The organism is Pseudomonas sp. 57B-090624 (assembly GCF_003234055.1).
GTDB classification, from domain to species: Bacteria; Pseudomonadota; Gammaproteobacteria; order Pseudomonadales; family Pseudomonadaceae; genus Metapseudomonas; species Metapseudomonas tohonis.
Genome location: NZ_QKRU01000045.1, coordinates 1 through 19,856, shown reverse-complemented (window position 1 = coordinate 19,856; position 19,856 = coordinate 1). Strand labels below are relative to the sequence as shown.

General features: G+C 68.9%; 16 protein-coding genes. 1 reads left to right on the top strand and 15 read right to left on the bottom strand.

The features are described 5' to 3' along the window. Positions 1-2: 2 nt before the first annotated feature. The 8 genes from DMX10_RS20500 to hutC form a co-directional block, all read right to left on the bottom strand. Complete coding sequence (locus tag DMX10_RS20500; RefSeq protein WP_111262794.1) at positions 3-818, bottom strand: glycine betaine/L-proline ABC transporter ATP-binding protein; 816 nt, start codon at positions 816-818, stop codon at positions 3-5. After that, positions 815-1,666, bottom strand: a complete 852-nt coding sequence (locus DMX10_RS20495) for a proline/glycine betaine ABC transporter permease (RefSeq protein WP_111262793.1) — start codon at positions 1,664-1,666, stop codon at positions 815-817. Before DMX10_RS20495 ends, DMX10_RS20500 begins: the two co-directional genes overlap by 4 nt. Positions 1,667-1,709: 43 nt before the next feature. Beyond that, complete coding sequence (locus tag DMX10_RS20490) at positions 1,710-2,678, bottom strand: ABC transporter substrate-binding protein (protein WP_111262792.1); 969 nt, start codon at positions 2,676-2,678, stop codon at positions 1,710-1,712. A gap of 173 nt (positions 2,679-2,851) precedes the next feature. Next, positions 2,852-4,258, bottom strand: coding sequence for an amino acid permease (locus tag DMX10_RS20485; RefSeq protein WP_111262791.1), 1,407 nt, complete (start codon positions 4,256-4,258; stop codon positions 2,852-2,854). A gap of 92 nt (positions 4,259-4,350) precedes the next feature. Further along, positions 4,351-5,883 (bottom strand): histidine ammonia-lyase, encoded by a 1,533-nt coding sequence (gene hutH / locus DMX10_RS20480; RefSeq protein WP_111262790.1) that lies wholly within the window; start codon positions 5,881-5,883, stop codon positions 4,351-4,353. 2 nt (positions 5,884-5,885) lie between these two features. Beyond that, on the bottom strand, positions 5,886-7,556 hold the full coding sequence (hutU, locus tag DMX10_RS20475) for a urocanate hydratase (protein WP_111262789.1): 1,671 nt from the start codon (positions 7,554-7,556) through the stop codon (positions 5,886-5,888). Between the two features lie 441 nt (positions 7,557-7,997). Next, positions 7,998-8,585, bottom strand: a complete 588-nt coding sequence (locus DMX10_RS20470; RefSeq protein WP_111262788.1) for a HutD family protein — start codon at positions 8,583-8,585, stop codon at positions 7,998-8,000. Beyond that, entirely contained in the window at positions 8,582-9,250 is a 669-nt protein-coding gene (gene hutC, locus DMX10_RS20465) for a histidine utilization repressor (protein ID WP_111262834.1), read from the bottom strand. The genes DMX10_RS20470 and hutC overlap by 4 nt, the downstream gene beginning before the upstream one ends. Before the next feature lie 201 nt (positions 9,251-9,451). Between hutC and DMX10_RS20460 the strand changes: the two genes are divergently transcribed. Beyond that, the gene (locus tag DMX10_RS20460) at positions 9,452-10,810 is read left to right on the top strand and encodes a formimidoylglutamate deiminase (protein ID WP_111262787.1); all 1,359 of its coding nucleotides are present in this window, start codon (positions 9,452-9,454) and stop codon (positions 10,808-10,810) included. A 3-nt stretch (positions 10,811-10,813) separates the two neighbouring features. On the opposite strand, the gene DMX10_RS20455 is transcribed toward DMX10_RS20460, so the two are convergent. The 7 genes from DMX10_RS20455 to DMX10_RS20425 all read right to left on the bottom strand — a co-directional run. Continuing rightward, entirely contained in the window at positions 10,814-11,371 is a 558-nt protein-coding gene (locus DMX10_RS20455) for a lipocalin family protein (RefSeq protein WP_111262786.1), read from the bottom strand. Next, positions 11,368-11,622, bottom strand: coding sequence for a hypothetical protein (locus DMX10_RS20450; RefSeq protein ID WP_111262785.1), 255 nt, complete (start codon positions 11,620-11,622; stop codon positions 11,368-11,370). The genes DMX10_RS20455 and DMX10_RS20450 overlap by 4 nt, the downstream gene beginning before the upstream one ends. A gap of 68 nt (positions 11,623-11,690) precedes the next feature. After that, positions 11,691-12,290, bottom strand: coding sequence for a DUF924 family protein (locus tag DMX10_RS20445; RefSeq protein ID WP_111262784.1), 600 nt, complete (start codon positions 12,288-12,290; stop codon positions 11,691-11,693). Between the two features lie 3 nt (positions 12,291-12,293). After that, entirely contained in the window at positions 12,294-13,304 is a 1,011-nt protein-coding gene (locus DMX10_RS20440) for a class 1 fructose-bisphosphatase (RefSeq protein WP_111262783.1), read from the bottom strand. Positions 13,305-13,478: 174 nt separating this feature from the next. After that, positions 13,479-15,128: a histidine kinase N-terminal 7TM domain-containing protein gene (locus DMX10_RS20435; protein WP_111262782.1), complete on the bottom strand. Its 1,650-nt coding sequence runs from the start codon at positions 15,126-15,128 to the stop codon at positions 13,479-13,481. Between the two features lie 213 nt (positions 15,129-15,341). Beyond that, a complete protein-coding gene (locus DMX10_RS20430; protein WP_111262781.1) occupies positions 15,342-16,718 on the bottom strand; it encodes a DUF3999 domain-containing protein in 1,377 nt (458 codons plus the stop codon). Next, positions 16,715-19,856 (bottom strand): DUF2339 domain-containing protein (locus tag DMX10_RS20425; protein ID WP_111262780.1); only part of this gene is annotated, 3,142 nt, incomplete at its 5' end. The genes DMX10_RS20425 and DMX10_RS20430, both read right to left, overlap by 4 nt.

The window sequence follows — 19,856 nt, the reverse complement described above, 5'->3', positions numbered from 1 at the left end:
CCTCACAGGTTGGCCACGCGGCGCTGGACGAAACGGTCGACGTAGTCGTCAGCGGGCTGGTGGAGAATTTCCTTCGGTGCGCCGACCTGGATCAGCTGGCCGTCCTTGAGGATGGCGATGCGGTTGCCGATGCGCACCGCCTCGTCGAGGTCGTGGGTGATGAACACGATGGTCTTGTTCAGGCCCTTCTGCAGCTCCAGCAACTGGTCCTGCATGTCGGCACGGATCAGCGGGTCGAGCGCGCTGAAGGCCTCGTCCATGAGGATGATGTCGGTGTCCGCCGCCAGGGCCCGGGCCAGCCCCACGCGCTGGCGCATGCCGCCGGACAGCTGGTGCGGATAGGACTTCTCGTAGCCCGCCAGGCCCACGGTGGTGATCCAGTGCTGCGCACGCTCCTGGCACTGCGTCTTGCTCTCGCCGCGCACCTTGAGGCCGTAGGCGACGTTGTCGAGCACGCTCTTGTGCGGCAGCAGGCCGAAGCTCTGGAACACCATGCTGATCTTGCGTCGACGGAAGTCGCGCAGGGCCTGCATGTCGTAGCGCAGGATGTCCTCGTCATCCACCAGGATCTCGCCGCTGGTGGGGTCGATCAGGCGGTTGAAGTGGCGCACCAGGGTGGACTTGCCCGAGCCGGAAAGCCCCATGATGACGAAGATCTCCCCCGCCTCGATGGACAGCGACAGGTCGTTGACCCCCACCACGCAGCCGGTGGCGGCCAGAACCTCGGCCTTGCTGCGCCCTTGGCGGATCAGCGCCATGGCCTCCTCGGCACGCGGGCCGAAGATCTTGTAGACGTTCTTCACCTGGATCTTGCTCATTGGCTGGCCTCGTGGCGGGAGCGGCCGTAGGCCTGGGTGATGCGGTCGAAGACCACGGCGAGGATGACGATGGCCAGGCCGGCCTCCAGGCCCTTGCCGACGTTGAGCGTCTGGATGCCGATGAGCACGTCCTCGCCCAGGCCGCGGGCCCCGATCATGGAGGCGATCACCACCATCGACAGCGCCATCATGGTGGTCTGGTTGACCCCGGCCATGATGCTCGGCAGCGCTAGCGGCAACTGCACGCCGAACAGCTGCTGCCAGCGGTTGGCGCCGAAGGCGTTGACCGCCTCCATCACCTCGCCGTCCACCTGGCGTATCCCCAGGTCGGTGAGGCGGATCAGCGGCGGCGCGGCGTAGATCACCGTGGCGAAGATGGCCGGCACCTTGCCCAGGCCGAACAGCATCAGCACCGGGATCAGGTACACGAAGCTGGGCATGGTCTGCATGATGTCCAGCAGCGGCATCAGCAGCGCCCGCAGGCGGTTGCTGCGCGCCGAGAGGATGCCCAGCGGGATGCCGATCAGCACCGAGATGAAGGTGGCCACCAGCATCAGCGCCAGGGTCTGCATCAGCTTGTCCCACAGCCCCACCGCGCCCACCAGGAACAGCAGGCCGGTGATCACCAGGGTCGGCAGGACGCGACGGGTGGCGTGCCAGGCGATGGCCGCCACCAGCGCCAGCATCAGCCACCAGGGCGTGGCGCGCAGCAGCCACTCCAGGTTGACGATGGCCCACAGCAGGGTGTCGGAGATGTGCCGGAACACATCCCCGTAGTTGGTCACCAGCGCATCGACCCAGCCATTGACCCAGTCGGCGATGGAAAATGTGAAGCGTTCGGGAAACATCGGGAGCTCTCCGGGTGAGTGGATGCGCGGGTGCCGTCAGGCGTCAGAGCGATGCGTCGACCTTCTTCGCCGCATCCTCGCTGACCCAGGCGTGCCAGATTTCCGGGTGCTCCTTGAGGAAGGCCTTGGCCAGCTTGTCCGAGGCGATCTTCTCCTTGGCCATGCGCGCCAGGTTCTGGTTCAGCAGGTCGATGGGCAGGTTGACCTTCTTGAGCATCTCCACCAGCTCAGGCGCCTCGTCGTGGAAGGTCTTCGACAGGCCCACCTGGATGGTCACGCGCTTGTCGACGCCGGGCTTCTCGTCCAGCTTCACCAGGTCGGCCTGGCCCATCAGCGGCGTCGGCGACCAGTAGTAGAAGAGGATAGGCTCGCCACGGCGGTAACTGGACAGCACCGCGGCATCCAGCGCCGGGCCGGTGCCGGGGCGGAAGTTGGTGAATCTGTCCTCGAGGCCGTACTCCTTGAGCATCTCGCTGTTCTCCAGCTCGCAGGTCCAGCCGGCCGGGCAGTTGTAGAAGCGCCCCTTGGACGGCTCCTCCGGGTCACGGAACAGCTCGGCGTACTGGCCCAGGTCGGCGATGGCCTTGAGCGTCGGCGCCTTGGCTTCCAGGCCGCGCTTGGCGTCACCCTCCACCAGGTAACGCGGTACGTACCAGCCTTCCACGGCGCCGACGATCGGCGCCCCCACGCCCACCACCTTGCCGGCCTTCTCGGCCTTGTTCCAGGCGTCGCTGCGGCCGATCCACTCCTCGGCGAAGATCTGGATGTCGTTGTTGCCCAGGGCCTGCTCCATGGTGATGGAGTTGCCCGGCAGGCTGTCGGTCTCGCAGCCGTAGCCTTGCTTGAGGATGACCTGCAGCAGGTCGGTGAGCAGCATGCCGCTCTCCCAGTTGAGACCGGCGAACTTCACCGGCTTGCCGGCTCCGCACCAGCTTTCGGCCTGGGCGGTCCCATGGCCCGCCAGCAGTCCCACGGCACACACCAGGCCCAGCACTTTCTTGTTGAATCGCATGTTCCGACGCTCCTCGAACTTGGTAAGGGTTAAGGCAGAGCAAATGCCCGGAGGGCAGGCCATCGGCTTCCGGGCAGGAAACCGGCCAGAGCCGGTTCCCGTACGTCGGCGACGACGAATTCTCGTGAATGGCGGGTGCGCCCAGGCGCCCCGCTCATCCCGCGTACGACCACTCAGTCATCCAGACTCAACACGGACGGCATCTCCTGCCGCCCCTCACCAGCGCCCGGCCGCACCCAGATGAACCAGGCGATGACCAGCAGGGCGATCCACACCGCGCCTACCAGCAGCGCGGCCTGGGTCTTCGGGAACCAGCCGAGTACCCCGAAGATGAACAGCATGAAGGCGATGGCGCAGGCCGGGCCCACCGGCCAGAACGGCACCGGGAAGGCCAGCGCCGCCACTTCTTCGCGGCCGAGGCGACGGCGCAGGCCGACCTGGGCCAGGAGGATCATCAGCCACACCCAGACGGTGGCGAAGGTGGCGATGGAGGCCACCAGCAGGAACACGTTCTCCGGGATCAGGTAGTTCAGCAACACGCCCAGCAGCAGCGCACCGGCCATCACCAGCACCGTCATCCAGGGCACGCCGTGGCGCGAGACCCGGGCGAAGCCCGAGGGCGCCTGGCCTTGCTGGGCCATGCCGAAGAGCATGCGGCCGGCGCCGAAGATGTCACTGTTGATCGCCGAGACGGCCGCCGAGATCACCACCAGGTTGAGCAGGGTGGCGGCCGAACCGATGCCCAGGCTGTCGAAGATCTGCACGAAGGGGCTGCCCTGGGTGCCGATCTGCGGCCAGGGGAAGATCGCCATCAGCACGAACAGGGTCAGCACGTAGAACAGCAGGATGCGCAGCGGTACCGCGTTGATCGCCTTGGGGATGGTGCGACGCGGGTCCTGCGCCTCGCCGGCGGTGATGCCGATGATCTCGATGCCGCCGAAGGCGAACACCACCACCGCGAAGGAGGCGATCAGCCCGCCCAGGCCGTTGGGCATGAAGCCGCCGTGGCTCCAGAGGTTGGCGACGCTGGCGGTATGGGTCGCGTCGGCCATGCCGAAACCGAACAGGAGGATGCCGAAGCCGCCGAGGATCATGGCGACGATGGCCGAGACCTTGAGCAGCGACAGCCAGAATTCCAGCTCGCCGAACACCCGCACGCTGCACAGGTTGAGGGCGCCGATGAAGAAGATGATCGACAGCACCCAGATCCAGCGCGGCACCTCGGGGAACCAGAAGCTCATGTAGTTGCCGAAGGCGGTCACGTCGGCCAGGCAGACGATGATCATCTCGAAGGCGTAGGTCCAGCCGGTGAGGAAGCCCGCCAGCGGGCCGATGTAGCTGCTCGCGTACTGGCCGAACGAGCCCGCCACCGGTTCGCGCACCGCCATCTCCCCGAGGGCGCGCATCACCATGTAAACCGCCGCCCCGGCCATCAGGTAGGCCATGAGCACCGCCGGCCCGGCCATCTGGATGGCCGACGCCGAACCATAGAACAGGCCCGTGCCGATGGCCGAACCCAGTGCCATGAAACGTATGTGCCGGGCGTTGAGGCCCCGGCGCAGGCTGGTCTGTACAGTCATTCCCTTGTTCTCCTTGTTCTTGGGGTGGTGGGCGGCTCCGGCGCCTCCATCGCAGGCGCCGCCCGGCATGACGGGTAGTCGGGGTGCCGGCCTCAGAGGCTCGGCAGCAGGCCCTCCGGCATCAGCGCATTGAGGCAACCGCTGGCTAGCAGCGTGCTGGCGGCCTCGATGTCCGGGGCGAAGAAACGGTCCTCCTGGTAGTAGGGCACCTGGCCGCGCAGCAGGGCGCGGGCCTCCTCCAGCTTCGGCGAGCTCTTCAGCCCTTCGCGGAAATCCAGGCCCTGGCAGGCGCCCAGCCACTCCACGGCGAGGATGCCGCGCACGTTCTCGGCCATGGCCCAGAGGCGCTTGCCGGCGTTCGGCGCCATGGAGACGTGGTCTTCCTGGTTGGCCGAGGTGGGCAGGCTGTCGACGCTGTGCGGATGGGCCAGCGCCTTGTTGTCGCTGGCCAGGGCGGCAGCGGTGACCTGGGCGATCATGAAGCCGGAGTTGACCCCGCCGTTGGCCACCAGGAAGGGCGGCAGCTGCGACATGTGCTTGTCCATCATCAGCGAGATGCGCCGCTCGGAGAGCGAGCCGATCTCGGCGATGGCCAGGGCCAGGTTGTCGGCGACCAGGGCCACGGGCTCGGCGTGGAAGTTGCCACCGGAAACCACGTCACCCTGTTCGGCGAACACCAGCGGGTTGTCGGAAACGGCGTTGGCCTCGACCTCCAGCACCTCGGCGGCCTGGCGCATCTGGGTCAGGCAGGCGCCCATCACCTGGGGCTGGCAGCGCAGGGAATAGGGGTCCTGCACCTTGTCGCACTGGGCGTGGGAGCGCGCCACCTCGCTGCTCTCGGTGAGCAGCGAGCGGTAGGCGGCGGCGACGTCGATCTGCCCGCGCTGGCCCCGGGCGGCATGGATGCGCGCATCGAAGGGCGCCCGCGAACCGAGCATGGCCTCGACGCTGAGCCCGCCACAGACGGTGGCGGCGGCGAACAGGTCCTCGGCCTCGAACAACCCGCGCAGCGCGTAGGCGGTGGAGGCCTGGGTGCCGTTGAGCAGGGCCAGGCCCTCCTTGGCGGCGAGGGTCAGCGGCTCCAGCCCGGCGATGGCCAGGGCCTCGGTGGCCGGCAGCCACTGGCCCTTGTGGCGGGCGCGGCTCTCGCCGAGCAGCAGCAGGGACATGTGCGCCAGGGGCGCGAGGTCACCGGAGGCGCCCACCGAGCCCTTGAGCGGGATGTGAGGGTAGACCTCGGCGTTGATCAGGGCGATCAGCGCGTCGATCACCTTGCGGCGGATGCCGGAGAAACCACGGGCCAGGCTGTTGACCTTGAGCAGCATGATCATCCGCACCAGGGCGTCGTCCAGTGGCTCGCCGACACCGGCGGCATGGGACAGCACCAGGGAGCGCTGCAGCTTCTCCAGGTCCTCGCGGGCGATGCGGGTGGAGGCCAGCAGGCCGAAGCCGGTGTTGATGCCGTAGGCGGTGCGGTCCTCGGCGATGATGCGTTCCACACAGGCGACGCTGGCCTCGATGGGCGCGTCGGCGCTGGCGTCCAGGCTCACACGCACCGGCCCGAGATGGACCTTGCGCAGCTGGGCCAGGGTCAGTCGGCCGGGCAGAAGATGGAGGTCGAACATGCTCATTCCCCCTTGCCGATCATCGGCAGGTTGAGGCCCTGCTCGCGGGCGCAGTCGATGGCGATCGGGTAGCCGGCGTCGGCATGGCGCATCACGCCGGTGCCCGGGTCGTTGGTCAGCACGCGGGCGATGCGCGCGGCAGCCTCGTCGGTGCCGTCGCAGACGACGACCATCCCCGAGTGCTGGGAGAAGCCCATGCCCACGCCGCCGCCATGGTGCAGCGACACCCAGGTGGCGCCGCTGGCGGTGTTCAGCAGGGCGTTGAGCAGCGGCCAGTCGGACACGGCGTCGGAGCCGTCGGCCATGGCCTCGGTTTCGCGGTTGGGGCTTGCGACCGAGCCGGAGTCGAGGTGGTCGCGGCCGATGACGATGGGCGCCGACAGCTCGCCGCTGCGCACCATTTCGTTGAACGCCAGGCCGAGCTTGGCGCGCTGGCCCAGGCCGACCCAGCAGATGCGCGCCGGCAGGCCCTGGAAGGCGATGCGCTCGCGGGCCATGTCCAGCCAGCGGTGCAGGTGGGCGTCGTCGGGGATCAGCGCCTTCACCTTGGCGTCGGTCTTGTAGATGTCCTGCGGGTCACCGGACAGCGCCGCCCAGCGGAACGGGCCGACGCCGCGGCAGAACAGCGGGCGGATATAGGCCGGGACGAAGCCGGGGAAGTCGAAGGCGTTGGCCACGCCCTCCTCCTTGGCCATCTGACGGATGTTGTTGCCGTAGTCGAAGGTGGGGATGCCCTGCTTCTGGAAGTCGAGCATGGCCTGCACGTGCACGGCCATGGACTGCTTGGCGGCCTTGACCACGCCGGCCGGGTCGCTCTGCGCGCGGTCGCGGTACTCCTCCCAGGTCCAACCGGCCGGCAGGTAGCCGTTGAGCGGGTCGTGGGCGCTAGTCTGGTCGGTGACCATGTCCGGACGCACGCCACGGCGCACCAGCTCGGGGAGGATCTCGGCGGCGTTGCCGTGCAGGGCGATGGAGATGGCGCGGCCTTCGGCGGTGTAGGTGGCGATGCGCGCCAGGGCGTCATCCAGGTCCTTGGCCTGCTCGTCGACGTAGCGGGTCTTCAGGCGGAAGTCGATGCGGCTCTGCTGGCACTCGATGTTCAGCGAGCAGGCGCCGGCCAGGGTCGCGGCCAGGGGCTGGGCGCCACCCATGCCGCCGAGGCCGGCGGTGAGCACCCAGCGACCGGCAAGCTTGCCGTCGTAATGCTGGCGGCCCGCCTCGACGAAGGTTTCATAGGTGCCCTGGACGATGCCCTGGCTGCCGATGTAGATCCAGCTGCCGGCGGTCATCTGGCCGTACATGGCCAGGCCCTTGGCATCCAGTTCGTTGAAGTGTTCCCAGGTCGCCCAGTGCGGCACCAGGTTGGAGTTGGCGATCAGTACGCGCGGGGCGTTGGCGTGGGTCTTGAACACGCCGACCGGCTTGCCGGACTGCACCAGCAGGGTCTCGTCCTCGTTCAGCTCCTTGAGGGTGCGGACGATGGCGTCGTAGCACTCCCAGTTGCGCGCGGCACGGCCGATACCGCCGTACACCACCAGCTCCTTGGGGTTCTCGGCCACTTCCGGGTCCAGGTTGTTCATCAGCATGCGCAGCGGCGCTTCGGTCAGCCAGCTCTTGGCGTTGAGCTGGGTACCGCGCGGGGCGCGGATCTCGACATCACGGAATTTGGTCATGGCAGGCTCCTGGGAGGCGTGGGGTGCAGAGGGACGGGAATCGTGCCCGGATATCTACACACATATGAACTTGTACATACAAGCATATGCAAGTGGAAGGCCAGTTCGGCGAAACAGGCTTCAGCTGCTCGCACAGAACCCCTGGAAGCAGCGAACGACACGGGCCTCGGCAGTGGGCGGAGAATCGATGACGAGCAGAAGGGAAAGTAGCCGACCTGTTACCGGGGCGCGCTTGTGGGGCGAAGCGCAGCGTTTCATGCACGCTAATGGGGCGTTCGGTAACGCAGCGGGGAACAGGAGGAGGGAAACGCAGGCTGGGCCGGGAGGCGTTTCGCCGAGGCAGGCAGCCGGCCGCAGCAGAGCCGAGCCAAATCAGGCGATGCACCGTTGGCGCCTCGCTGCTCGGCGCCAACCTGGGTTGTCATGTACGACCCAACGGGATCAGCGCGGCTGCAGCTCGATCAGGCAGCAATCCACCACGGTCAGGGCGTCGAGCACCAGTTCGCGCAAGGCCCCGTCACCTTCCAGGTGCAGGCAGTCATGGCGGCCGAGGTGCAGCGCCTCGCCGCCCACCTGCACATCCAGCCCCTCACCGGCACTGAACAGCACCAGGGTGCGGGCGGAGCTGAACAGGCGCAGCGGCCCGTTGACGCGCTGCCATTGCAGGCGAGCGCCGAAGCGTTGCGGGGCGTAGATCAGATTGAAGTCGCGGATGGCGCCACCCAGCAGCTCGCACTCCACGCGGCTGCCGCCATCGAAGGCGAAGGCGTCGCCGGGCTTCAGCTCGCGAGAGGGCATGCCATCCACCACGAGGCGCATGCCGTCACCCTCCAGTACGGTGATGACGCGCTGGTAGCCGGTGAAGGCGGAAAAGGGACCGGGCTGGCCGACATCGGCGATGGACAGGCGCCAGCCGAAACCCTCGAGGTCGGCGCCGCCGTCGCGGAGGATTTCCTGGGTGGAGCCGGCGCCGTTCTTCCACGGCATGCGCGGGTAGTCGACCGCGCGCAGGACCTGGGGCGCCCTCATGAGCCGAACCGCCCTTCGAGGCGGTAGCGCGAGCCGGGGTAGAGCAGGCGCGCGCTGGTCACGGTATTGCGGCCCGACCAGGTACGGCGGCGGATCAGCAGGCAGGGTTCGCCGCGCTCGATCTGCAGCAGCCGGCATTCGTCGGCCTCGGCGAGGATGGCCTCGACCACGTGCTCGCCCTCGGTGAGCGGCGCGACCTGGGACAGGTAGGCGTGGGGCGTCTGCTGGGTGAAGTCCTGCCTGAGGTAGTCCGGCGCCACCGAGGCGTTGACGTAGCGGTCCTCGATCTGCACCGGTACGTCGTTCTCGAAATGCACGATGACCGAGTGGAACACCCGCTGGCCTTCGCGCACATCCAGCGCCAGGGCGCGCTCGGAACCGGCCAGCTCCTCGCCCAGGGCGATCACTTCGCAGCGGTGCGCATGGCCCCGCGCGGTGATTTCCTCGGCGATGTTGTGCACCTCGAACAGCGCGGCCTGGCCCTTGGGCTCGGCGACGAAGGTGCCGACACCCTGCATGCGCACCAGGTAGCCCTCGGCGGTCAGCTCGCGCAGCGCTCGGTTGACGGTCATGCGGCTGACGCCCAGTTCGTTGACCAGCTCGCTCTCGGAAGGCACGCGGTGGTGCGGCGGCCAGGTGCCGTCGTCGATCTGCCGGCAGATCATCTGCTTGACGCGGGCGTACAGCGGCGCGGGCGCCTCGCCGGGCTGGACGGCGAAGGACGGGATGTCGACGGACGGGTTGGGCACGGGGATCACTCCTTGGCGGCGTGCCCGGCGGGGCGGCCGGGGGTCTGGACGAGTTTACGGTCTCGATATACGTCTGTATATGTATATACAAATAACAACCTTCGCAGGTCGCCAATCATGCCAGCCTTCTTCACCGAACGAGCCCTGCTTCCCCGGGGCTGGGCCAGGAACGTCCGTTTCGAGGTGGCCGCGGACGGCCGCCTGGGCCGCGTCGAGCCGGGCGCCACGGCCGATGGCGCCGAACACCTGAAAGGCCCGGTCGTGCCGGGGATGCCCAACCTGCACTCCCACGCCTTCCAGCGCGCCATGGCGGGGCTGGCCGAAGTGGCGGGCGACCCCAATGACAGCTTCTGGACCTGGCGCGACCTGATGTACCGCCTGGTCGGCCGCATGCAGCCGGAGCAGGTGGAAGTGATCGCCCGGCAGCTCTATATCGAGATGCTCAAGGCGGGCTTCACCGGCGTCGCCGAATTCCATTACCTGCACCACGACCGCGACGGCCGCCCCTATGCCGACCCGGCGGAGCTGGCCTTGCGCATCAGCCAGGCCGCCCGTCGCACCGGCATCGGCCTGACCCTGCTGCCGGTGCTCTACAGCCATTCCGGCTTCGGCGGCCAGGCGCCCAATGACGGCCAGCGCCGCTTCATCAACGGCACCGACGGCTACCTCGCCCTGCAGCAGCGCCTGCGCGAGGCACTGCCGGCCGACCAGGTACTGGGCACCTGCTTCCACTCCCTGCGCGCGGTCACCCCGCAGCAGATCGACGCCGTGCTGGCGGCGGATGCGGGCGATGCCCCCATCCACATCCACATCGCCGAGCAGCGCAAGGAAGTGGACGACTGCCTGGCCTGGAGCGGCCGCCGCCCGTTGCAGTGGTTGTACGAGAACGTCGACGTGGATCCGCGCTGGTGCCTGGTCCACGCCACCCACGCGGAAGCCGACGAGGTCGAGGCGATGGCCCGCAGCGGCGCGGTGGCCGGCCTGTGCCTGACCACCGAAGCCAACCTGGGCGACGGCATCTTCCCGGCAGTGGACTACCTGGCCCGGGGCGGGCGCTTCGGTATCGGCTCGGACAGCCATGTGTCGGTCAGCCCGGTGGAGGAACTGCGCTGGCTGGAATACGGCCAGCGCCTGCGCGATCAACGCCGCAACCGCCTGCACCAGCCCGGCCAGCCGCGCGTGGGCGACGCCCTCTACCAGGCCGCCCTGGCCGGCGGCGCCCAGGCGCTGGGGCAGCCCGGTGGTGCCCTGGAAGTGGGCAGGCGCGCGGACTGGCTGGTGCTGGATGGCAACGACCCCTACCTCGGCACCGCTGCGGACGATGCGCTGCTCAACCGCTGGCTGTTCGCCGGCGGCGATCGTCAGGTACGCGATGTGATTGTGGCGGGGCGCTGGGTGGTGCAGGACGGCCGTCACCCCGAGGAAGAGGCGACGGCCCGAGAGTTCGCCGACACGCTGCGCGCGCTGCTGGGGTGACCCTCAGCGCGGCATCTCGTCGTCCGGCGTACGCCAGATCAGGGCATCGGTGTCGTAGCCCTGCTGCCGTGCCAGTTCCAAGAGGTGCGTGCGGGTGTGTTCCGGCACCTCGGGCGTGCGCGAGAGCATCCACAGGTAGGTGCGATCCGGATGCCCCACCAGCGCCGTCTGGTAGTTCTCGTCCAGGTAGAGCACCCAGTACTGGCCCTTGGTGAGATCCGGCGCCAGGCGGCTGAACCAGTTGTCGAAGCGCACCCAGAGCTTGTCGGTCTGCCCGGCGACCTGGGGCACGGCCTGGCCCTGGGCCTCCTGCCATTCGCCCTCGGCGGTGCGGCAACGGTTGAGCACGCCGACCGCGCCATCCGGCTGCAGGCTGTAGTGGGCCTCGGATTGCGCGCAGTGGCGCTGGAAGAACATCGGCAGCCGAGCCAGCTCGTACCAGGTGCCCTGGTAGCGCTCCAGGTCCACCGAGCCCACGGTACGCGGCGGCGCGGCGGGCTCGCCGGAGCCGGCACAGCCCGCCAGCAGCAATGCGCCGAGCAGCAGTGACAGGCGGGTCATTTCAGGCCCTGCCCCTGGTACATCATCACCTTGTCACCCGCGAACTGGATGCTGATGTAGGCCTTCTGGTCGCCCCAGGTGCAACTGGTCAGCCCCACGGCGCCCGAGCACTCGGTCGGCTCGCCGATGATCTGCTCGACCTCGGCCTTGGCCATGCCGGCCTTGAGCTTCGAATAGTTCTCCTGGTTGATCTTGTTGCAGGCGGCGAGCGCGACGCAGACGGACAGCAGGGCAAGGATGCGCAGTTGCATGGATGACTCCGTGATGGATGGGATGCCGCGCAAGCTTGGCACAGCGTTGCGCGCGATGCCCATTGGAGTCAGAAGCGCGAGCCGGGTTCCTTCAGGAAGGCGGCTTCCTCGGCGCTTGAAGGACGACCGAGGATGGCGTTGCGATGGGGGAAACGGCCGAAGCGGGCGATCACCGCGTGGTGGCGCACGGCGTAGTCGAGGAAGCCGTCGAACAGGTCGCGCTCGGCGGGGCTGACGGCGTCGCGCAGGGCGGTGTAGCGCTGCACGGCGAGTTCCTGGGCGGCCAGGTCCTCGGCATGCTCGAAGACGATCTCGATGAAGACGCGTCGGATCGGCGCGAGCGAAGCGTCCAGGCCCCGGGCGATGCCCTCGCGCACCAGCGCCTGGGCGCGGGCGTCACCGGCGAAGGCGCGCGGCTGCTCGCGGAAGAGCATGCGCGGCAGCTGGTCGAGCAGCAGGACCAGCGCCAGCCAGCCCTCGGGCTGCCCGGCCCAGTCGCCGAGGCCACCGGCCAGGGCCTGCTCCACCTGCTCGGCGAAGCGCTGGCGGGCATCCTCGTCCTGGCTGTCGCGCTTGCCGAACCACAGCCCCTGGCGCGAGGCCGCCACCTCGACGGCGCCGGCCTCGGGGCCGAACCACCAGTCGAGCAACGGCTGCCAGGGTGCCATCGGTTATTCCTGGTGGTAGCCGGTGACGCGCTCGACTTCCTGCTTGGAGCCGAGGAACACCGGTACGCGCTGGTGCAGCGACGTCGGCTTGATGTCGAGGATGCGCTGGCGGCCGTCGGTGGCGGCACCACCGGCCTGCTCGATGATGAAGGACATCGGGTTGGCCTCGTACATCAGGCGCAGCTTGCCGGGCTTCTCCGGCTCACGGGCGTCCCAGGGGTACATGAACAGGCCGCCACGGGTGAGGATGCGATGCACGTCGGCCACCATGGAGGCGATCCAGCGCATGTTGTAGTTCTTGCCCAGCGGGCCTTCCTTGCCGGCCAGCAGTTCGTCCACGTAGCGCTTCACCGGGGCTTCCCAATGGCGCTGGTTGGACATGTTGATGGCGAACTCGGCGGTGGCCTCCGGCACGCGGATGTCATCGTGGGTCAGCACGAAGCTGCCCAGCTCGCGGTCCAGGGTGAAGCCCTTGACGCCATCGCCCAGGGTCAGCAGCAGCATGGTCTGCGGCCCGTAGATGGCGTAGCCGGCGGCGACCTGGCGGGTGCCCGGCTGGAGGAAGGCCTGCTCGTTGAGGCTGTCGTTCTGGGAGAGGTACTCGTCCGGGCAGCGCAGCACCGAGAAGATGGTGCCGACCGAGACGTTGACGTCGATGTTGGAGGAGCCGTCCAGCGGGTCGAACACCAGCAGGTACGCACCCTTGGGGTACTTGCCGGGGATCTGGTAGGCGTTGTCCATCTCTTCGGAGGCCATGCCCGCCAGGTGGCCGCCCCATTCGTTGGCCTCCAGGAGGATCTCGTTGGACAGTACGTCGAGCTTCTTCTGTACCTCGCCCTGCACGTTCTCGGTGCCCATGCTGCCGAGCACGCCACCGAGGGCGCCCTTGGATACGGCGTGGCTGATTTCCTTGCACGCGCGCGCGACGATCTCGATGAGGAAGCGCAGATCGGCAGGGGTGTTGTGGCTGCGGGTCTGCTCGATCAGATAGCGGCTCAGGGTTACGCGGGACATGGAAGAGGCTCCGGAGGGGAAGGAAAAACGCGCGCAGTTTAGCGCGACTCGCGCCGCAATGCTGCACGCCGCTCGGCAGCCCTGTGCAACGCCCGGATCAGAGGCGCAGAAGGCCGTCGGGGGCGGCACGCAGAATCATCTGACGCAGCAAACGCCAACTGGTTCAGCGCAGGCTCAGAGCCCCACCCGGGCCAGGGCGCAGACCTGGTTGCGGCCGCTGCGCTTGGCCTCGTAGAGCGCGGCGTCGGCCACCTGCAGCAACTCGTCGAGGCTCCTGCCCTGGGCGGGCCAGACGGCCAGTCCGGCGGACAGGGTGACGCGCAGCTCGCCGATGCGGGTGGCCAGGGCCGTATCCGCCAGCTCGCGGCGGATCGCTTCCAGGCGCAGCCGTGCCTCGTCGCTGTCGGCGCCGGGGAGGATCAGCAAAAACTCCTCGCCGCCGATGCGGAACACCGCGTCGGTACTGCGCAGGCTGCATTCGAGCAAGCCGGCGACGCCCTTGAGCACGTCGTCGCCAACCAGGTGGCCATGGCGATCGTTGAGCTGCTTGAAGTGGTCCAGATCGATGAGCGCCAGGGCGATGGGGGTTTCCTCGCGCAGGCTGCGGGCCTGCTCGCGGGCGAAGAACTCGTTGAGGTAGCGCCGGTTGTAGAGCCCCGTGAGCGGGTCGCAGAGCGCCTGCTCCTGCAACTGCTCGTGCAGGCTGGAGATGGTCCGCAGGCGCTCTTCGCTGAGGGCCAGGGCCTCGGCCAGCTGCAGCTCGCTGCGGTGGCGCTCGGTGACCTCGCGCAGGTAGACCATCCGCCCCAGCATGTGGCTGCCACTGCGGGTGATGCGTTCGATGGCACGCGCACGCACTTCGAAGTAGCGCGGCGGATCGCCCAGGGTCAGCATCGGCTCGCCGCTGGCCTGGGCCTGCAGCAGGCCGTGCAGCTCGACGCCGAACACCGGCCAGCCCAGCAGCGCCCTGCCCTGCCAGCCGCCGCGCAGGCCCGCGAGGCGCAGCGCCGCCGGGTTGGCTTCGATGACCCGGCCCTTGGCGTCGATCACCAGCACCGGATCGGGCAGCTCCTCCAGCAGCAGGTGGCGCGCCACCGGCAGCAGGTCGAACAGGCGCACGCCGAGGATCAGCCAGGCGAAGGCCAGCAGGGTGAAGGCGAAACTGAAGGGCGTCGGATCGAAGCCGAACAGGGTCCAGCCGAACACCACGTAGCTGATGTTGGCGGCCCAGGGCACGCAGGTGACCACCCCGAACGCGAGATAGTGGCGACGGTGCAGGCCATGGCTGGTGATCACCGCGCGGCTCACCACCGCCAGGCAGAACAGCATCATCACGTAGACGTAGACGGCCGCACCGTGGAACAGCACGCCATGCTCGTACACGACCGGCGCGCCGGGCAGGTCCGACGCCGGCCCCGTCGCCGGCCCATAGAACGCCTGGTGCCAGGGATTGCTCAGCGCCAGCCCCCAGACCAGCAGCGGCACCACCGCCAGCGGCAGGTAGCGATGCATGGGCAAGGGTTCACGGATGCTGTTGACGTACTGCCAGAGGAACACCGCCCAGAGCGTGGGCACGGCGACGATTCCCGGCCAGGCCATGCTGGCCCAGAACACCTTGCACTCGGCGCCGGTGGCGGCGAGTTCGAGGCCGGCGGTGGACAGCCACCAGAGGATGCACAGGTGCAGGATGACGAAGCTGGCGCGCCCGGGGAAATAGCGTTGCCGGCCGATCCAGCGGGCGAGGAACATGATGCCGACGCTCAGCATGCAGGTGAACAGGACGGGGCTGGTCAGGGCCCAGCCGGAAGCACCGCACAGGCTCATGGTCGGTCACCGGGGCCGGGCCGGAGGGGAACCGGGCACCCGGAAGAGTACTGGCCGAAAAGGCGGGCAGCGAACCGCTGCGGAATGTTGTCGAGCACCGGCCTTCCTGACCTGACGCAAAAAAGAACGGCGCGTGACCCCTGTCACGCGCCGCTCTAGAAGATACATCAAAAAGCCAGCATTGAAGTGACAACTTCGCGCAACGTGGCGCCCTCAGGCGCCCTTGCCCTGGCCTCTCAGCAGGCTCAACGCCATCAGCACCAGCAGCCCCACGCCGAGCAGCAGCACCGCCCACAGGCCGATGCGCTTCCAGGCCAGCGCCGAGTCCTTTTCCGCTGCGACCACCACGGCCTTCCGCTCGGCCAGGCGCAGGTCGCCGTCGAGCTGGGCGCGCCCCATCTTCTCCAGGCTGCCGGGGCCGTAGCCGGGCACCAGGGTGGTCAGCGGCAGCTCGGCGGTCGCGGCACCCGGTTGGCCGATGGCCAGGGTAAAGGGCGGCGTGCCCCGGGCCAGGAACACCACCTGCAGCGCGCGCATGCCTACCTGCAGGGTCGGGGCCTTGGCGCCGAAACCACCGGCACGCGGGTCGACGCTCATCTTCAGGTGCTGCACCGGCGTCCAGCCGGACAGCACCAACTGGTCCTGCACCACCTCGCTACCGTCCTGCGGCAGGCGATAGAGCAGCCCGGACGTCAGGCCCTGCCATTGCGCGGTGTCGTTGCGCCGCGCCTGCAGCTGCACCGGTGCCAGGGTGTTGGCCTGGTCGAGGGAGAACTTCAGCCGCTCGATCGGCAGGGGCAACGGCAGGTCCCAGGCGTACTCGCCCTTGCCCGTCGTGCTCGCGACCAGCGGCTCGGACCACACCAGCGGCGCCGGACGGCTCTCCTGGCTGGCACCGGTGACACGGGCCTCGGTCAGCAGCGGTGCCTCTCGATCCAGCCAGAGCAGGCGCAGGTAGCGCGCCTTCTGCCCCGGCAGCACCACCTCGCGCTGGTAGATATGGTCATCGCCGAAGCTCAGCCGGGCGATCTGCCCGGTGCCCCAGGAGCGCCAGCCCTGCAGGTCGTCGCTGGCCTCGATGCTGAAGCGCTGGAAGCCTTCGCCCGCCTCGCTCCAGTCGATCACCAGCTTCTCCAGCGGCGTCTTCACCGCGCTGGCGTCCAGCAACCAGCCACGCAGGCGCTCGCCCGTGGCGGCCGGGTCCTCCGGCAGCACCTCGACCACGGTGCCGGTGGTGCTGCGCTCCACCCTCACCCGCGGCGCACCCTGGCCGGCATCGGCCGGGCCACGCAGGGGGAACCACTTGAGCGCCACGTCCTGCTCGCTCCGCGTGACCTCCGACTCGCTGCGGGTCAGCGCATAGGCCAGCGGTTCGCCCTCGGCGTTGAAGATGCGCAGGTCGCGCAGGTCCGCATGACGGGCGACGAAATGCAGCGACATCGGCAGGTCGACGCGGTACCAGGGGCCGTTGCCCTCGACCTTGAGCGGCACCCGGGCGGCGAAGTCGTCCAGGCTGTCCTGGGCCTGGGCCGGCTGCGTCACGCACAACAGGCCCAGGCAGATGTTCAGCAAGAGGGGGAAACGGCTCATGCGTTGATCTGCTCCGATTCAGGCGCCGCCCGCTTGGGCGGGAGCGGCGCGAAATAGCCGACGACCAGCAGCAACACGCCGACGCCGATGAAGGAAATGATGCGCTCCAGGCCACCCCGGTTGCCCAGCTCGACGAAGAACAGCTTGGCCACCACCACCGCGATCAGCGCGGCGCCCACCAGCCACAGCTCGCGATGGACGCGCCTGTGGCCGCCGATCATCAGGCCCAGGGCGATACTGGTCCAGACGATGGACAACCCGGCCTGCACCAGCATCGAATCCAGCTGCGCATCCAGCACGAAGGGCACGCCGCCCCAGTGGTGGGCGCTGCGGAAGACGATGGCCGTGGCCAGGGCGAACAGCGAGGCGCCCACCACCCATTGCGGCGCCAGGCGCTGCACGGTGGCGTCGAAGCCGAATTCGCCGAGGTTCTCGCGCAGCCATAGCCAGACCCCCAGCAGGGCGAACAGCAGCCCCAGCTCCAACGGGTTGACCAGCGGCAGGTAGGGCAGCGGATCGGCACTGCCGTCGCTCCAGGCGTTGGCGATCCAGAACCAGGCCAGCATCATCGCCGCCAGCGGCATGGCCGCCCACAGGCGGTACTCGCGCGCGAAGGCGGCGACCGGCCAGGGCAGGCGCATCACCCGGGTGACCAGCAGCAGGTAGAGGCTCGGCAACAGCGCCCAGCCCAGCCAGCGCCAGGCGTTGTAGTGCTCGGACAGCAGCATCAGCAGGTAGCGCAACTCCAGCGCCAGCACGCCGAGGATCAACCAGCAGCCGAGCACGTGGGCAGCGCTGCGGGCTCCCTCCGGCAGCAGGCCGTGCAGCGTGCGCAGCGCCAGCAGGTGCACCGCGAACAGCGCACCCCAGCCCAGCCAGCCGAAGTCGGCGGCCGGATGGTAGTTGGGGTGCCAGGCCTGCATCAGCGCCACGAGGGCCGCCGGCACCAGCAACAGGCAGAGCAGCGCGAGGGTGCGCCACTGGGCACGCAGCGCCAAAAGCATCCACAGCGCCACGGTCACCGAGGCCGCCAGCAGCGCCAGCGGCACCTGCAGCCCAGGTGCGGCGAAGCGGCCGATCTCGGCGACCCAGGCCAGCGTCCACCAGCCGGCGCTCCAGACCAGCAAAAGCTGCGACAGGTGCCCCAGGCTCACGCCTTGCAGGCGCGGGTCTTCGCGCCGGGCCTCGCTGTGCAGGCGCCAGGCACCGGCCAGGGCCGCCAGGGACAGCACCAGCGGCGTCCAGAAGCCGGCATGGGCCAGCGGACTCAGGCCCTCGGCGCTGAGCTGGCCGAGCAACAGCGGGCTGACCGCCAGGAAGCTGAGGCCGGCCACCACCTGCAGCGCCAGGCCGAAGATGAAGCTGGCGCGCAGCTGCAGGTGCAGGCTGAGCCAGACGATCAGCAGGCCGCTTCCGCCCCAGACCGCGCTGGCCGTGCGCCAGGGCAGGACGAAGAGCACCGCCAGGTTGATGAACGCCAGGCCCACCAGCAGTACCACGGACATGCTGCGCAGCAGGCGCTTGTCGTTGCGCACCATGTCGTCGCGGGCCGCCACCAGCATGCCGCCGATCAGCGCCAGGCCGATCAGCGAGGCGGTGACCAGGCCGTTCCAGCCCAGCGCACTGCCGCTGCCCAGCCCGCTGCGGTCCATGCCCAGGAGGAACACGGCGCCACCGAGCAGCTGCACGGCGAAGGCGCTGAAGAGGAAGGTGCGCGAGGCCAGGCGCAGGCCGACGTAGAGGGTCGCCAGGCCGGCTAGGGCCCAGACGATGGCAGTGCCTTCGGCGCGCAGGCACAGCGGCGCGATCAGGTAGAGGAAGGCCAACCCGCTGCAGGCCAGCATCGGCAAGCCGCTGCGCTCCCAGACGGACGCCTCTTCCTCCTGCGCCCCGCGCAGTTGCCAGAAGCTGAACAGCAGCGCCACGCCGAGCATCAGCGCACCCAGCGGCGCGCCGTCCAGCAGGCTGTCGACGCCCACGCGCAGGCTGCCGAGGAAGGCCAGGGCCGCCCCCACCTGCAACAGCAGGGCGAAGGCACGGGCCAGCGGCCGGCGCTGACGCAGGCCCAGCCAGAAGATGCCGGCGCCTTCAACGGCCCAGGCGGCGGAGGTCCAGCGTGCATCCAGGCCCAGCGGAATGGCCAGGGTGCCGAACACCACGCCGAGGGCCATGCAGGTTTCCACCAGCAGCAAGGCGCGGCCCGGCGCGCGGCCCGACAGCACCCGGGCGATCAGCACGTACAGCAGGCCCAGGGCCAGGGCGCTGAAGGCGGCGCCGAACTCGATGTGGTGGATCACCGCGTACTGCAGGCCGAAACCGACCAGGGGCGGGCCGAACAGCACGGTGCCGTCGATGTAGTCGCCCTGGCGCGCCGACCAGCGCAGCAACGCGTCACGCTCGCCATCCGGCGCGGCGGCCGCCTCGCGCAGCTTGCGCCGGGCGAACAGCAGGCCGATGGCCAGGTACATGAGGAAGAACAGCACCAGGAAGGGCTCGGTGCTGGCGAACAGCTCGGGGTTGTAGGAGCGCTGACCCCAGGCCAGCCCAATACCAAAGGTGCCGACGAAGCCGATCAGGTTGAGCAGGCGCCAGGCCTTGAACCAGGCGATGGCGAAGATGCCCGCATTGAGCAGGGCGAAATAGGAGAACAGCGCGACATGGTTGCCGCTGCCGGTGGAGGTGAGGATCGGCGCGGCGAAACCGCCCAGCGCCGCGGCGGCGGCCAGGCCCAGGGCATCCTGCAGCACGGCGAGGATGGCCGAGCAGATCGTCACCACGATCAGCAGGATCAGCGCCATCTTCGGGTCCAGCAGCGGGTGCAGGCGCATCGCCGCGAACACCGTCAGGTAGAGCACCGCGATGCCCGCGCCCTGCAGCATCAGGCCGTAGTTGGGGTTGCGCCGGCGCAGCCACCAGCCCAGCCCCAGCAGGGCGATGGCGGCAGCCGCGACGCCCGCATAGCGCACCTCGATGGGCACCACCATGCCTTCGGTGGCATAGCGCAGGAGGAAGGCCAGGCCGAGGAACAGCAGCAGCACGCCGACCCGCAGCACGGTGTTGCCGCCGAACAGCCAGTTGCGCGCGGCCGCGAAGCCCCGCTCGAACAGCGAGGGCTCGCGGCCGCGCGCAACTGGCTGT

Coding starts and splice junctions, on each gene's coding strand:
- hutH (WP_111262790.1), bottom strand. CDS start 5,883: ATGTTCGACCTCCATCTTCTGCCCGGCCGACTGACCCTGGCCCAGCTG.
- DMX10_RS20435 (WP_111262782.1), bottom strand. CDS start 15,128: ATGAGCCTGTGCGGTGCTTCCGGCTGGGCCCTGACCAGCCCCGTCCTG.
- DMX10_RS20460 (WP_111262787.1), top strand. CDS start 9,452: ATGCCAGCCTTCTTCACCGAACGAGCCCTGCTTCCCCGGGGCTGGGCC.
- DMX10_RS20470 (WP_111262788.1), bottom strand. CDS start 8,585: ATGAGGGCGCCCCAGGTCCTGCGCGCGGTCGACTACCCGCGCATGCCG.
- DMX10_RS20450 (WP_111262785.1), bottom strand. CDS start 11,622: ATGCAACTGCGCATCCTTGCCCTGCTGTCCGTCTGCGTCGCGCTCGCC.
- DMX10_RS20490 (WP_111262792.1), bottom strand. CDS start 2,678: ATGCGATTCAACAAGAAAGTGCTGGGCCTGGTGTGTGCCGTGGGACTG.
- DMX10_RS20500 (WP_111262794.1), bottom strand. CDS start 818: ATGAGCAAGATCCAGGTGAAGAACGTCTACAAGATCTTCGGCCCGCGT.
- DMX10_RS20455 (WP_111262786.1), bottom strand. CDS start 11,371: ATGACCCGCCTGTCACTGCTGCTCGGCGCATTGCTGCTGGCGGGCTGT.
- DMX10_RS20495 (WP_111262793.1), bottom strand. CDS start 1,666: ATGTTTCCCGAACGCTTCACATTTTCCATCGCCGACTGGGTCAATGGC.
- DMX10_RS20485 (WP_111262791.1), bottom strand. CDS start 4,258: ATGACTGTACAGACCAGCCTGCGCCGGGGCCTCAACGCCCGGCACATA.
- DMX10_RS20445 (WP_111262784.1), bottom strand. CDS start 12,290: ATGGCACCCTGGCAGCCGTTGCTCGACTGGTGGTTCGGCCCCGAGGCC.
- DMX10_RS20440 (WP_111262783.1), bottom strand. CDS start 13,304: ATGTCCCGCGTAACCCTGAGCCGCTATCTGATCGAGCAGACCCGCAGC.
- DMX10_RS20430 (WP_111262781.1), bottom strand. CDS start 16,718: ATGAGCCGTTTCCCCCTCTTGCTGAACATCTGCCTGGGCCTGTTGTGC.
- hutC (WP_111262834.1), bottom strand. CDS start 9,250: ATGATCTGCCGGCAGATCGACGACGGCACCTGGCCGCCGCACCACCGC.
- hutU (WP_111262789.1), bottom strand. CDS start 7,556: ATGACCAAATTCCGTGATGTCGAGATCCGCGCCCCGCGCGGTACCCAG.